At 49.1% G+C, this 15,518-nt stretch carries 8 protein-coding genes; all 8 read right to left on the bottom strand.

Annotated features, from left to right (window positions below; genetic code table 11):
- Positions 1-18 precede the first annotated feature (18 nt).
- The 8 genes from AC58UW_RS27305 to AC58UW_RS27270 all read right to left on the bottom strand — a co-directional run bounded on the left by AC58UW_RS27305 (position 19) and on the right by AC58UW_RS27270 (position 15,088).
- Entirely contained in the window at positions 19-966 is a 948-nt protein-coding gene (locus AC58UW_RS27305) for an ABC transporter permease (protein WP_497423708.1), read from the bottom strand.
- A complete protein-coding gene (locus AC58UW_RS27300; protein WP_497423707.1) occupies positions 963-3,242 on the bottom strand; it encodes a helix-turn-helix domain-containing protein in 2,280 nt (759 codons plus the stop codon). The genes AC58UW_RS27305 and AC58UW_RS27300 overlap by 4 nt, the downstream gene beginning before the upstream one ends.
- A 62-nt stretch (positions 3,243-3,304) precedes the next feature.
- A complete protein-coding gene (locus AC58UW_RS27295) occupies positions 3,305-4,879 on the bottom strand; it encodes a type 2 periplasmic-binding domain-containing protein (protein WP_497423706.1) in 1,575 nt (524 codons plus the stop codon).
- A gap of 68 nt (positions 4,880-4,947) precedes the next feature.
- Positions 4,948-5,805: a carbohydrate ABC transporter permease gene (locus tag AC58UW_RS27290; RefSeq protein ID WP_497423705.1), complete on the bottom strand. Its 858-nt coding sequence runs from the start codon at positions 5,803-5,805 to the stop codon at positions 4,948-4,950.
- A gap of 603 nt (positions 5,806-6,408) precedes the next feature.
- Positions 6,409-8,622 carry a glycoside hydrolase family 88/105 protein gene (locus AC58UW_RS27285; protein WP_497423704.1) on the bottom strand — a complete coding sequence of 738 codons (2,214 nt, stop codon included), beginning with the start codon at positions 8,620-8,622 and terminating at the stop codon, positions 6,409-6,411.
- A gap of 17 nt (positions 8,623-8,639) precedes the next feature.
- Positions 8,640-9,908: an FG-GAP-like repeat-containing protein gene (locus tag AC58UW_RS27280; protein WP_497423703.1), complete on the bottom strand. Its 1,269-nt coding sequence runs from the start codon at positions 9,906-9,908 to the stop codon at positions 8,640-8,642.
- A gap of 123 nt (positions 9,909-10,031) precedes the next feature.
- Complete coding sequence (locus tag AC58UW_RS27275) at positions 10,032-12,614, bottom strand: exo-rhamnogalacturonan lyase family protein (RefSeq protein WP_497423702.1); 2,583 nt, start codon at positions 12,612-12,614, stop codon at positions 10,032-10,034.
- A gap of 131 nt (positions 12,615-12,745) precedes the next feature.
- Complete coding sequence (locus tag AC58UW_RS27270) at positions 12,746-15,088, bottom strand: helix-turn-helix domain-containing protein (protein WP_497423701.1); 2,343 nt, start codon at positions 15,086-15,088, stop codon at positions 12,746-12,748.
- Positions 15,089-15,518 lie beyond the last annotated feature (430 nt).

Genomic DNA, 15,518 nt, shown 5'->3' with positions numbered 1-15,518 from the left:
TCAGAACTCTCTTCCAATTTACCATAATCCTTGATCGCTGAATCTACGTGCCAGCCAGTTGGTAAACAGGAGCAGCAGCAAACCCGCCAAGGACTGAAATAAGCCTGCGGCAGTAGCAATTGAAAATCGTCCCAAACTCAAGCCAACTCGGTAGACATACGTATCCAAAATATCTGCAACATGAAGCACGACATCGTTAGATAAAATAAAGACCTGATCGAAGCCTGCTGACAATATTTGCCCTGTTCGGAGTATCAGCATAATCACGATAGTTCCCGATATCGCCGGAAGTGTCACGTGCCTGATTAATCGGAATCGATTGGCTCCATCCATACGTGCCGCCTCATACATCTCTGGATTAATTCCTGCGATAGCTGCCAAATAAATGACAGTTCCCCAGCCGATTTCCTTCCATATATGCGAGACTACGAGCAGCGAGCGGAATGATTCCGGCCGCATAAGCGGGGAACTGCTGAACCCCAACCACGAGAGCAAGCCCGTTCCCGGCGACAGAATGGCAAACAATATGCCTCCCAGAACAATCCAAGATAAAAAGTGCGGGAAATATAAGATGCTCTGGATGATCCTTTTGAATCTGCGATTGATGACCTCATTCAGCAAAATAGCAAGTGCAATTGGTGCAGGAAAACCGAAGATTAGCTTATAAAAACTTATGAGTAACGTATTGTACAGCGCATTCCAGAAATCCCCTGTTGACCATAGAATCCGAAACCATTTCAACCCCACCCAAGGGCTGCCTAGTACCCCCTGCGTTAGTTTATAGTCCTTAAAGGCAATAATTACACCGCCCATGGGAATATACTTGAATACAACAAAATAAATAAGACCCGGCAGCAGCAATGCGTAATAATATCTATATTTCAGCAGTTTTCGAATAAAAGAGCTTGATGGCGCTGCTTTTGCACGTAAAACGGTAGGCTTTGGATGGATGGCTTGACTGCTCATAGGGCACCTCCTTTTTCTAACTGCAGTTTGCGGTATTCACCTGGTGTGATCTTCTCCCACTTTTTGAAAAATCGAATGAAGCTCTGCACATCGTGGTAACCGATCTGACCGCAAATTTCCTGCAAGGAATACTTGCAATTACCTGCGAATAGCAGCTCTTTGCTTTTATCAATGCGCAGCCGGGTCAAGTAATCAAGCGGTGCTTTCCCTGTCTCCGCACGGAACATTCGGCTCAAGTAGCTGGAGCTGACACCGACATGATCGGCAATATCAGCAATTGATTCAATTCGGTCGTAATTCGTCTGCATGTAGTCAATTGCCTTACTGATATAGCTATTGCTCATCTTATTATCCTGAAACTGTTCAAGCAGGTTCATGATGTCAGTGATGTACCCGTAGAACAGCTCCTTCACTTGACCAATATGTTCGCATTCACTGACGGATTGGAATCGTAAATGAACTTTGTCTAGCGAATAACCATCCTCATATAGCTCTTGTACGATCGCTCCCATCATCAAGGTGATGGTGTCTTGAACTTCATCTCGGGTATAGGATTTGCCTAACATATAGCGGTCGAACAATTCGTCGAGGGACAGCTTAGCCGACTCCCGGTCTACCGACTTAAGACGACGCAGCAACTCCTTCTGAATAGCCAGCGGATAGCTCCATTTTCTAGAATCCGCCGAATCCTCGAAAAAGGCGCAATCGGTTTGGTAGGTCCAAGCCGTATTGTGCAGCGCACGTTTGGCCTCGTGGTACGACTTGTTCAAACCGTTCATAGACGAATAAATGCCCCCTAAAGCAATTTGCAAGGTGATTCCGAACTCCTCCAGCCCTATCCGATTCGCCGCCTGACAGCACGCATCCAATTCCAGTTTTAGCTGGGTCATGTACGTAGAAACGGGCGAGTTCAAGATAAACCCGAATTGATGGTTTTCAAGTATGGTGCCGACAACAAAAAGGCGCTTACGCAGTTCTTTCTCAATGGTGCTGAACAGAAGCAAACGAATTTCGTTGTAGTCCTCCTGATCTTCCAATGGCTGCAAATCTGCTCGAACAATAATCGCAGCATAATAAGAATGCGGGAACACGATTCCGAGATGCTGAAGCCGATTAGCCATCACCGAAGTTTCGAACACACGATTGGTTAAAATATCATAGATCAACCGGAAACGGATGATCGGTTTACTCTGCTCCAGGGTTTGTTTGATGTAGCGGTTTTCTGACATGAGCTCCCGGATCGCTTCGGCAATCAGTTGGCTTTCATCCTTTTTCACCATGTTCCCTGGGTATTGACTCTGCTGCTCTACATAGTCCCTCACCATGTTCTTCCATGGTCTAGTGAAACGAATACTATAGAGACATGCAAGCGCTATACTAATAAAAAGGATGACGGCCGCAACCTGAGTTGCAGCATGCACCTTGCTTTTCCATGCAAGTTGATAAACCGAATAGGGAATACGTTCGGCAACCATCCACGGAGTCGTGTCAGATCTAGCATAACTGAGGAAATAGGTCTCATCTTCCCCCTGTATTTTCACCATCCCGGAGGAATCTGACAGTGAATGTTCAGCGTTCAAAGATTGTAAGTCCTTCGTAAATGCTTTACTTCTGGCATTACTTTCTGAAAGAACGACATAGCTATCGCTGTCCATAATCATCATCTTGCTGCTATCCACATTCGCATAACGAAACAAGGCATCGAAGAACGCTTGACGCTTCACATTCAAAATGAGTTCCCCGAGCGGTTCTTTCGCAGTCATAGGAACTAGCCTATGAAAGGTAAGCAATTCAACGGGCTCCGAAAGTGATGTATCCTCCAGACTCCGCACCTGATAGCCTTTGCTGCTATTGGCTTGAAAGTTTGTCGTAATGATCTGCTTATCAAAAAATTGATCCAGCGCATAGATGCCTTCATTCGTAGTCAAAATACGGTTGTTCAAACGAAAATACAAATAAATGGAATACAACAGATCGTTGGAATTAACTTCATCTTTCAACTGATTCTTCAAAGCCCCATATTGCAAAATGGAATACGGATATGGATTAGTTAACGCCTCATTGACTCCTGGCTTAAGAGAAACTTGCAAGGACAGCTGCTCGATATTCTCAATCAATGATTCAGCATGCTTCATCATCCCCGAGATTTCGTTCTGAGACGAACGTGCAAGCTCGGATTTGATATCGTGGGATACAATCATCAGGTACGACGAACCGACCGCCAAAATGAGGATCACTATGATAGTCATATAGGATACGAGCATTTTATTAAACATAGACTGTCCCCTCTTTCTTCTTCAAGCATGATTCGATTCGTCGTCCTGATCCTAGTTGAACATTATTTCGTTTTCTTCCATTCCGCATTAACCTGCTTCTCGATTTCCTGCCCGCCTTCTTGGTAATACCGTTTGACGAGTTCATCCCATTTATCTACGGACCATGCGCCAGTGACAATTTTGGCGAAGTACTCATCCCATAGCTTTTTGATATCCGGATAGTCGTTCATTGCCTGCACACTCTTCCAAAACTCGTTATGAACCAAATTTTGAGGATCATTGGAAACTGTCATAGCCGCTATCGCTTCTTCCGTTAACCAACGACGGTCTACGACTTGCAGGAAGCGAATCGGGTTCGAATACCCTTTCTTATACAGCTCGGAGTAGTTCGGGACAAGCAGCTTAATTTTGTTTTTGTCTTTATCGAACTGATAATCCTCATTCTCGATCCCGTAAGTGACTAGGTCAAAACCTGGGCCCGCCGACCAGTTGATTAACTCCATCAGCTTCTCTGGATTCTTAACTTTGGCCGATATCGCCCGGATATCGCTATATGCCGGCGAATTCTCGGCAGCTCCCTTTTTCCCGCTCGCGCCAGCAGGTGGTGGAAGGAAGGAAAATTTCGCTGTCGCAACTGTCTTCTTCAGAGCGCTGTAGTTTGCTCCTGTCGGATCAGCATCGAATGCCGTTCCTTCGAAAATGCCTGCTTTGGAATTAATCATCTTTTCGTTCATTTGCTTCGCTTCCATAATGGGGAACTCCGGATCGATGATGCCTTCTTTGTACCAGCTTTGCAACAAAGAAAGCGCTTGTTTCATCTCAGGCAGTACCATTCCCTGCTTCAATTGCCCGTCACGCTGCTGCCAGAACGTCGGAATGACACCGAAAGCGCCGAATACCGAGCTGAAATAATTACCGTTTGCACCAGCTCCGAGAAGCTTGTTCGTTGTTATGCCATACGTATCCTTCTTCCCATTCCCGTCTGGATCATTGAACGTGAACGCCTTGAGTACATCATGAAGCTCATCCAGGGTGGTCGGTGTTTTCAGCTTGAGTGTATCCAGCCAATCCTGGCGTATCAGCAACCCATTCACGTTAGGTCCATTGAAAGTCTCTGGACGGTAACCCGGAGGCAATCCGTACAGTTTGCCCTTGTACTTGAGAATCTCCAAATCTTCAGGTTTCAGAAACTTCGTAACATTAGGCGCATTCTTTAACAAGTCGTCCAACGGCAGAATCAAGCCTTCATCCGTCAGTCTGTTCAATGTCAGGAGATCAGGCACACTAAAGTAATCCGGCAGGTCCCCGGAAGAAGCAAGCAAGTTAAGCTTGGTCTTATATTCATCCCCCGAAGCCATTGAAATGTTGTAATCAATGCCTTTAATTCCTGCCTGGTCAAGTGCAGCCAACACCTTTTGCTTCGCTGGCCCGCCATCTGCTGGGTATTCAGGTGCTTGAAAGTTGCGGAAAATCTTAAATGTGACCTTGGCAGAGTCACTGCCGGACGCAGTGTTTGGCTGAGTTGCTGTACTAGGTGCTTTTGCAGCCCCGTCCGATTCTGGGTTACTGCTGCACGCAGCAGTAAGGCTGGCTGCTATAGTCAAAATAAGAATGGATTTGTATGTATAGAATGACATGGTTTTACTTCCCCCTATTCAATCTTATTCAATCCTAGCCAACAATCATATAAAGTCCTAAGCTGATCTTAAGCTTTGACCGAACCAATCAGTGTCCCCTGTACAAAGTACTTTTGTAAAAACGGATACACAATAAGGATCGGAAGCACTGCCATGATCGTCGTTGCTGCAATGACCGATTCCGTCGATGAACCCGTGCTTTCCCCCGTCATTTGGGCAATGGTCTGGCCGTTAATAATATCCCGCAGGAGCACGGGAAGAACGTATTTACTTTTGTCATTCAGATAAAAAAGCGCCTGCAAATAGTTGTTCCAGTAACCAACTGCCTCCCATAATGCAATTGTAGCGAGCACAGGTTTAGAGAGAGGGAGAATTACACTGGCAAAAATACGAATCGCATGAGCCCCATCCATGGTCGCCGATTCATCCAACTCCCGGGGGAGCGTTCGAAAAAAACTCATCATAACGATCACGTTATACGCCGATATAGCCGTCGGTAGAATCAATGACCATAAAGAGTTGATAAGTCCGACGCTTTTCACCAGTAAATAGGTAGGAATAATCCCACCGCTAAACAGCATCGTGAACAAAATAAGAAGAACGAACCATTTTTTGCCGGGTAAATCTTGTTTAATGAGGGGAAAAGCGGTTGCTGCTGTCAAAAATACACCGATCAATGTCCCAACTAATGTAATAAATAAACTGTTCCCATACGCAAGCCATAAATACCGGGAATGTAAGATGTTAACATAAGCATCCGTTGTAAAATCTCTCGGCCACAAAAATAGGCCGCCTTTCATCGCCTCCTCCATGCCGCTGAAGGACACGGCCGCTTCCCGCCACATAGGGTAAAGAGTGGCTAGGGTCAACAGGCTCAAAAAAATGGTATTAAAAATTGAAAATAGATGGCCTCCTTTTTGACTCATCTGCTAGCTCTCCTCCATCAAACTCTATTGTCATTCGGTTAATTCCGACTAATTCAATTATGTATAAAATGAGTGTGTGAATATATAATTAATTTTTGCACTAATGATTAAAATTTGAATTCACTGCTCAAAAAGCTTGTAATATCAAGGTTTTATCAAACAGTTGTAATAGACAACCCTCACCGCTATTGTAAGACAGATGACATTAGCAAGAAGGAAATTAATTTAATCTTACTATTTAACTCGGAATAATTCAATGAATTTGGTCTTTGCTGGCTGAGCTGGACGCGAGGTGAGTCCGGATGTTTGCCGAATTACTAATCCTGCAAATAGTACAGCAAATTCGGCGGAGATCATTGATTTTGGAGACAAATCATGCAAATAGTACTGCAAAACTAGCGACTTCTGCCTATTTCGTGTAGAGACCACAAACTTACATGTACTTTTTACATCTTTATCTCTCGAGACGGCAAAACTGAGATATTTTGCTGTACTTTTTGCAGTTTGTGGGATTGGATGAGACACCAGCAAGCTCTCAATTGAGATTTTCTGTTGCGGTTGCACAGAAAAACCGGCATAACCCAAAGGGTCATACCGGTTATTTTAGTGGCTAAGCGCTGTTAGATGCTTCCTCAGCTTCATCGTTTCAATCCCAGCCAACAGCACAATGCCGATTCCATGCGTATCGTTCAGTTGCCAAGACAGCTGGTCCTTATAGTACAGCTTGTTGAACGAATACCCCGAGCCTCGGCAGACGCCGTATACATTTCCGTTTTTGTCGATCGCATAACGCGTCAAGCCGTCCCAACCTTGCAGCACAGCCTCCACGTAAGGAGCTGCCTCCTCCAGCCAGCCGAAGCGAACGCCTCTAGCGAACGCGTAGATGAACATCGAGGTGCAGGAAGACTCCGCATACGATTCCGGATCCGTCAGCACTTGATGCCATAAGCCCTGCTCCCCCTGTAAGCGCCTGTACCCTTGGCACAGCTCACGGAAAAAAGCCAATAGCTCTGGGCGTTCTGGATGCTCCTCAGGCATGACGGCCAGCAGTTCTGTTAACGAAAACAGTACCCAACCATTGCCTCGCCCCCAAGACACGCCGTTTCCTTTGACGAATTTAAAATCGAATACATGATGCATAATGCCTTTCTCGGGGATGAACATCAGCTTTTTATATCGCATAAACTGTTTCGCCGCATCATTCAGATACGCAACATCACCTGTAAGCTCGTAATATTTGCTGAGGAACGGCGTACTCATATATAAATCGTCACACCAAACCGTATCTTTCATGAAATCAGTCGTCCCTCGCGTTCGATACAACGTCCCATCCTCAAGCCGGCTTTGTTCCCGCGTGATGTAATGGGCTATGCGTTCGGCTGCCGCCTCTGCGCCATCTAATGCTCGGAGTTTGACTGCCTCCAGCATCGCTGCCCCGAAGGAGCCGCAGTCATCCAAGCTGTCGATCAGCGTCAGTTGGTGATTCACGCCCGGCGAGCCGTATTGCGCCTGGTCCCAACGGCTGTAAGCGAACAAGGAGGTGCACTGTTCAATATGATCGGCAGCATAGTTCGTGTAATGCAGATCCCCTAACTCCTTACCTGTTCGCAGGATGCCATAGAGCGTCACGCCAAGCGGATAGTTCCATTTTCCATAAACGGCATTCTCCAGATAAGGCCGTACCCAAGCTCCGGGCAAATCCGCCCGCCAGAACGTGTGCTCATCTTCTGAGCCAAGCGGTGCATCCATGCGAGTAATTGCGGCCAAGTGCGGAGCTTTTTCAGGTGAAAAAGGTCCTGCGTACAACCAGCCATCCGTCAGTCCTTCAACAGAATAAGGCGGCATTCGTTTCACAGGAGCGGCTTCTTCAGCGCTTGCATGTTCGCTTTCTAGGTTAACACCCCAAATCGAGCCCTCGCAAACAGAACGGACAACGAGATCATGGACACCAAACGGGATTGAAAGTGTCATCTCGAGCGGGCTAGACATGGAGTGCTGATGCTCCTCAAACACGGGAGTACCGTTCAAGTACACGGTCAGCTGGCCTTGAGACTCACCTGTAAACCTAACCCTTTGCACGCTCGGGTTTCTGTTCTCCAGCTTCGTCCATGCATAGGCGATCTGCCCTAGCCTTTCGCCGTAGATACGGGTGAAGCATCCGCTGCTCAATTCCTGCGGCGTCCAAGCCATTCGAGGAAACCACTCCACTATAGCTGAGCCTGCGCAGTCTTTCTCCTCCCCAGCACCAGGCATGATTTGCCATGCAGTCGATTGCGGGCTGCTGTATACCCAGCCCTCTTGACCGTCCCGGTCAGCTAATGGGGCAAGAATGTGCATCGGAAACCCTTTGATGCTTCCGGTTCCGAACTTGCCGCCACAACCGGTTGCGGTTGCCACGAATTCCAAGACGATGTGATTCCAGCCCTTGCTAAGTTTGGCACGGAAATAGCTGCTCCGCTCCGGAAACACATCGTCATTCAAGTTCGATGCGAATTGCTGCGCCCCGTTCACCATAATACGTACAGGGCAATAGCAGCTTACGCTGAAAGGTTGCTCGATCTCTGCATCGCTCCACAGCTTCCCCCAGACGTAGACGAATTGCCCGTCCTCCAGATCCGGCCATCTCTGCGCAAGATCCATTTCGTAGCGGTAATCCGCTCCTCTTCGGAAGCCTTCTGCCGAGTAGATCCGATAAACGGGCGGATGCTTAGGGTTAGCACCGATGAATCTTCCAGCAATAGTCGCCAGTATATGTTCGTCAGACTTCGCTTTGCCAGCGATCGATTCGTTTGGTTGAAAATAGGGACTCATCATCATGTCTGCCTCTACCTCCATTAGATCGGGATCTCGCCGCCGGGATACAACGTGGAGCTGGACAACCGTTTCGGCTGAGGCAGCGGTACACCGGAAGGCTTCTCGGTCACATCATGTGGCTGACTCGCATAAATAGCCATCGTCTCATTATTAAAAATAATGACCTGCTCGCTCCCGCTGCCAAATAAGTCGGCATGCACCGCATAGCCTTCAAGCGGAAAAGACACGACCGCATTCATGTTGCCGTCATATAAAGTTGGAAACACGCCTCCACCACGGCGATAAGCTAAAATGTAATCCGCTGCGCCCTTCTCCCAACCGCGAAGAGGTTCAATAATGGTCAGCCAACCGTCTGTTTGGCGGTCTTCCTTCCAAATCTCTCGCCCTTCGCTATCCAAAAGGAATAACGCATCTTTTCCCTTCAAACCCTTGCCGTCATCCTCGCGCACGAGACGATCCAGGCCAGCGATCTGAAGTCCCGGCAAATCGCTGCGGAATCGGCCGAGCGCGATGTGCTGCGACTCGATCGAGCCTTCATAACGCCAAAGCTCTTGGCCATGGCGATCATACATGACCGTGACACTGCCGCCGATCACAAGCTCCGGCTCCCCGTCTCCGTTCACATCGCCAACCCATATACAGTCTGCGTGATCGTCCAAATCCCGGCAGCTCCAGAGCAGCTGGCCATCATGGTCAAGCAGGTCATAACCAGCCATGACTTCACCCAGCCCATCGCCGTCGAAATCGTAAACCCAAGGAAAATGCCCTGGGTTGCCCTCATGTTTCCACAGGAGATTAAACTCGCGATCGAGCGCCCACAGGGTATGATAGCGATCTTTCAGGATGATATCTCCCGCCGCACAGCCGCCTGTCAAATTCGCTACAATGATACAATCATGAGCATGTTCGCTAGGCAATTCATGAGATGCCTTTATCTGCCCATTTTGACCATCCAAAATCAGGAATCGATTGTCCATTACGCACAAAACCTCTAAGCGTCCATCTCCGTCAATATCTGCAATCTGCGCTGGATAATCTGACCCTTGACTACCCGCTCCGGAATCCGGTTTACCGGTTTGCCAAAGTAAATTCCCCTCCAAGTCGTACGCAGTTAAGCATTGTACCTGATGGGGAATGTATCTGACATCCTGGCGGTTGTCAGGGTGCACCAAGAGCACCTCCATCCTGCCGTCACCATTCAGATCGCCGAGCAGCATTTTGCAGCGCGGACCCGCCGCCTGAATATCTATTTTCGCAATAAGATGCGGTTCCTTCAACGTTTGTTGCATCCAATATCCCTCCATATGTAAACTATTTATCAAGGCGCAAAGACCTGCATATTCCCGTATTCCGCGATAAAAGGAGACATTTGACGGCATTCCATTTTCCCAGCGAGCGATTCAAGCCCACCATCAGCGCTTTTCCTCCGGGATCGTATCCGGAATGAACTCCAAAGCCATAATGGTGTTGAGTGACCATTGCGCCGCCTCATTCGTATTCATCCAATCGATCTCTTTGAGATCGTTCACATGCATGACATGCGAAGCGTCTTTTTGCAAATCAACCCGGGCGAATGGGTTACCCAGAAGGATGGACCAGCATGCGCGCGCTGTTTCCTCGTCCTTCTTATAGTAAGCGCCAAAAGCAACAATCGCCGCACTAAGCACAGGATGCTCGAAGTGCTTGGTGCTGATCTCTCCTTTTGTGAGCAGATCCTTCTCTTCCTGCGATTTGTTATAGTAAACGCCAAAATCGGCTAGCATTTCCTCCCACTTCGGATCCTTCAGCATGCCGGCGAGCTCAAACCATACTTGCGGACCGCCCATACATATCGCCAAATGCCGTCCCCAGTTATCATCGCCAAGCGGCGTCAACACGCCGGTTTTCGGGTCATAGCCATAGGTAGGCCCGGAGATCAGACCGTAATTCGCGCCTTTGATGCATTCGATCCCTAGGACAATTTTGTCCCGGTATGCTGTGTCCTCATAGCGTTCCCAACGGGTCATCCAGTTGGAGCTGAAGGCTGCCCAGTCCGGGCCCACACGGGCATGAGTCGGGTGCTCATCCTTCGGAAAGTAGGCTCGCATCGGGTCCAAATTCACCGTCGTGAAATCCGAATCCTTCACTTCGTCCATCATATCTCCGATCCGCTCGTCAGCCGTCAAATAATAGTAGTAGCGATGCAGACCGGCCATAGCGATGCGAGCTTCCTTGCAGCCGCAGCCCCAATGCACCACATTATGCCGTGAACCAAGTCCGGCATATTCGCCGAAATGGTACACATCGACTTCGCTCGTGTGCCGGGTCATCGCCTCCGCCATGCGGAAGATATCCCCCCGGCCCGTGCGTAAAAACATGATCCACAGCCACATATTTGGCGCCAGCTCGGTATTTTGCCAAGCACATCCGCCGAGATCATAGTTCCACACATGCCTAACCGGGTCATAGCTATGCATGTAATCGCCATAGTCCCAGAACCCGTACCACTTGCGCTGCTCCACCTCGTCCTGGTAAAACGCGATGATGCCGTCCAGCCGCTGCTCCAGCGTTTCTTTCGCAAAGCTGCTCCGATCTGGGAGGCTCCAATAGCCAAAGGCGCGTGCGGCATGATAATAGGCCGGTTCACAAACAAGCAAAGACGGATCTTGCGACTCCGCAAGCAGGCTATCCAGCAGCTCTGGTCCTGGTGTCGCTGCCAAACACCATAACGTCATCTCGCTCGTGTTAGCGATGCCATACGGCGTGGCGCGAAGCTCCTCCGCACCTTCATAGGACGACTCCACATGCGTTTCCGTATCGTAGTGGCGGAGATCCATCGGCGCACTGTCCGGCGACCACAGCCAAACAGTCCAAGCGGCTTCCGCCCCTGCCATGCCCTGCACATCAAAACCTGACGGGTGCTTCTCCCAAAAATGGCGCAGCCCAACAGCCAAGCCGCCGCCCTCCCCGCCAATGTAGCCAAGCCCGCCTGCTCGTTGTCCATCCGTCACCTTTACCCAGCTGCATACCGCCTTCGTTTGCTTCCAGATTCGGTAGTGATCCGACGAATCCTGAACCAGCTTAAAGCTGTCCCACGTTGCCGAATCATCCAGCAAGCTTAAGAAATAGCCGTCTTCTTGTGGATCGAAGTCAACCGTTTCACCTAGCGTCTGGCGTTCAAATAGATTCCGGTATTTTCCCTTCGTACGCCGTGTGTGCAGCGTTTTTGGCGATTCACCAAAATACCCTTTATCTCCCGCAAAGCGGACATGCCGGTTATAGTGGGCACCTCGCATCGGCACCGCCAAACGGATGCCAAGCCCTTTGATAAAGTCCTCGTTCGGATTGCCATCATAATGGAACGTATGTACAAGCCGAATCGACTCCAAGCCCGCATAGACATACAATCGCATTGAAAAAGGCAGCCATTCCCGCGAGCCGTTAACCGCACGATGCCTCCCGCTGAGCTTCACCACCGCACGGACAGGCCCGCTCTGCTCTACAACCGCCTGATGGATGCGGCTCTCGAACGGCTCTTCCGTTATCGTCCGAATCCCGGACACTTCGGTCCGAGATTCTTTCAAGCAGATCAACTGGCCTCCGCTGCACACCTCTGCCCCTTGGCGGACGATGCTGCGCAGCCAAGGAGTGCCCTGCTTGCCCAGCGTACAAACCATCACACCTGTATCCAGCGTAATCGTGTCGTCAGTCTCTCGAACAATGACACATTTGTCAGGGACAGGCCCGCTTCCTTTCGTAATGACGAAACTATCCGTTACCTGGTGTGGAACCGCTGCCGCATGTGCAGACCATTTCACACTGCCATCCGGCCAATAAGCCGTCGGCCAGCTTTGCAACGGGATGGCCCCCTCGCCGTTCGCTTGCGCTAGAAGCAAGGACTCCTCCCTGCGCAGCTCGCCTTCCTTCCACGGTATTCCCCAAGTCATGCCAACAGGCATAGACACAGCTTTATCTTTGCTTAACCAGTGCAGATTCACTTTCGTTTCCGTTGCCAAACGTATGCATCTCCCTTCCTCATAACTTCATTGTAAAAATGCGACCTCTTGCCTACAATGAGACATTATTGACGGGGGTGCCTGGGCGATTTGCACTTTTTTATTCCATTAAAACATTATTGTTTACAGCTTTATGTGCTTCGGCTAAGCTCCCGATAACGGGTCGGCGTCATGCCTTCCAGCTTTTTAAATATACGGTTAAAATAACTGTGCTGATAGCCGACCTGATCGGCAACATCGCAAATCTTAATCTCTGACTCGCGCAGCAGTTCTTTGGCTTTGTCCATTCGCAATTCCGTTAAATAATCGATAAAATTTTTCCCGGTTACCTGTTTGAACGTCTTGCTGAGGAAAAAGGGATTGGTCCCGGTATGATCCGCACAATTGTCGAGTGAAATATCATTCCTATAATTTTGCTGCAAATAAATCATCGCTTGCTCGATCATACGCTTGACCTGTGCATCGGAGCGGCCTGACAGCTCCTTCTGGAACGGAGCAAGGACCTTGTCCTGGAACCATTCCAGGATTCTCCGTGGCTCCCTGATTTGGGAAAGCTGCTCATACAAATTTGCCCCTTTGAACAGCCGGTTCGGGTTAATACCGGAAACCATAATGGCGTGCTGAACGTTGCCGAGAAGATGCAGCATGCCTTGCTGCACATCGATCTCCTTTGCTCCTTTGCCGGATAGCGCATCAAGGAATGATGCCAGCATGACATGCGCCTCTTCTTCCCGGCCGGTACGAAGCGCCTGAATCAGCTCCCGCTCCAGCGCAAACGGGTATTGAGGCTCCGAAACCTCATCTCCTTCGAGATGATCCTTCTCCATATCGATAATTTGGTTTACATTTTCAAAATTACGGTAGCTGACTGCTTGTTTCGTTCTGTCAAAAGCAAGCGGAACATCCGAAATAAGCGATACTGGACGGCTGATCGCGATGGTGACGTGCATTTTCAGAATACGATTAATGTACTGCGTCAACTCTTCACTGAATATCTCAAAAGCATCCACGACGGATTGATTTTCCGGTGTAATCAGCAGCAGACCTGCCGTAAGGTCGTGGAAATTGAGCGTGTCGCTTTGTTCGAAATGCTGGGCGGCCAGCTCCTTGATCATGTTGACAGCCGCAAATGTCACAAGCCCCTCATCGCCATGGCGGAACGTCCCGTCCAAATTCGTCATGCCGATTAGCTGGACATACAGCACAGTAAAATGACGATCTCTGACATCCCACTTAAACCGCTCCATTCGTCGAAGCAAGTCTTCCTCCGAGTATTCATTCAGGTAACCCTGCAGCAACTGGTGCAGAAAACTGTCTTTCACATGCGGCAGCTGCTCCTTGAGCTTGGTATTCAGCTCAAGACTCTCCTTGTGCAAGTCTCTCCATTGCTTCTCGATCACGGTGAATTCATCTTCCCGACCGGCCCAATTCGCATGACTGCCCAGCAGTGAGACAAGTCGTTTCACCGGCAAATAGATGCTCCGCGAGGCCAGCCAAGAAAGCAGAGCCGCAAGCAGCAAAGCGATCAAACTTACCGTGATGATCAGCTTGGAAATAAACACCACAGGCGAAATGATACTGGTGATTGGAGAAGCAGATACATAAGTCCAATCATCTGCGATTCTGGATAAGCTGCCATAGGAAACCGTATAGGTCTTCCCTTTGTAATCTAAAAAGAAGGAGCCTTTCGGCGAGCCCAAAGATGCCATTTTCTCCCTCAAGGCCGTGACAAAAGGTGATTTGGAAGCGCTTCCGTTAGACGAGACATAAAGCTCTCCGGCACTTTGCAACACGAAAGTTTCGCCTTCATCGTACGGCGTCATCGTTTTCAACATGTTCGCGATTTTATCGTTGTCAAACCTAAAGACTAAGACGCCAAAAGGATGCAAGCTCCCACCAGGAATATGGTGAATTAGCGTCAGGTCCTTCGTATTCGGATGCGTCGTATCAAAGGACCACTGCGTCCAGTAGGTAACATTTTTGCCGTGAATCAGCTTATCGTACATGCCAGATGTCGTCTTGTTATCCAGCACGGTATATTCAGGATTAAAAAGGACTGTGCTCGAACCGCCTACATACAGTTCCGCCTTCTTGACCAGCGCATTGGAGCCCTGCATAGCAATGAGCGTTCTCGTAATATCTTGCGTTCTTTCGAAGTTTCTCACGAAATCGAAGCCGTTCAAGCTGTAGTCGAATTTATTGTCAAATGCCCAGTGTGAGAGGAGCAGTTCAAGATTGCTCAATTGATCGTCAATGTTCTGGGAACGCTGCTCGATCTGCCCGTAATGCAGCTGCAACAGCTCGCTCTCTACTCGCCCGCCGGCTATCCCATACACCAGCGCACCCATAATGAGTCCCGGGATGCCGGAGACGATAAAAATCATGATCAGGCTTTTTCTAAAAAAGCGGCCTTTGCCGCCGTCCGTCCGGCCCTGCCTGTTACCGAATCTTGCTTTAACGGTGCTTAAGCGCATGTTTTCACCAACCCATTCTTAAGTTTAGCTTCAAGCAAGTGACACTATAACCTTGAGCATATTACGGAAAGTTGGCGATGGGAAGTTAATTTTCAGTGTATTTCCCCTACTTTTCCGACTTTCTACAGAGGACAGAGCCGCAGAAGAAGAGCTCTGCCTCCCCGCCCCTGCAACTAGCCTGCGTGCATGGACAGAGTTCGCTCTGGGACTGGGCACTCGATGCCCCGCCATAGTATGGGAACTACAGGCCCTTATTTAGTGAAAAAGCACAATGTCAGGGGCTGAGCGGAACTACAGGGTCTTATTTCACCCCCATCATCCAAATATCTGATGGTGTGGCGGAATAGCGGACCCTAGTTCCCTCTACTCCCGAAAATCGGCGTTTTTGGCGAAATAGCGCCCTGTAGTTCCGCTAACTTGCCGTGACCTG

The organism is Paenibacillus sp. J22R160 (genome assembly GCF_059692135.1).
This window is presented reverse-complemented; position numbering and strand designations above follow the sequence as displayed.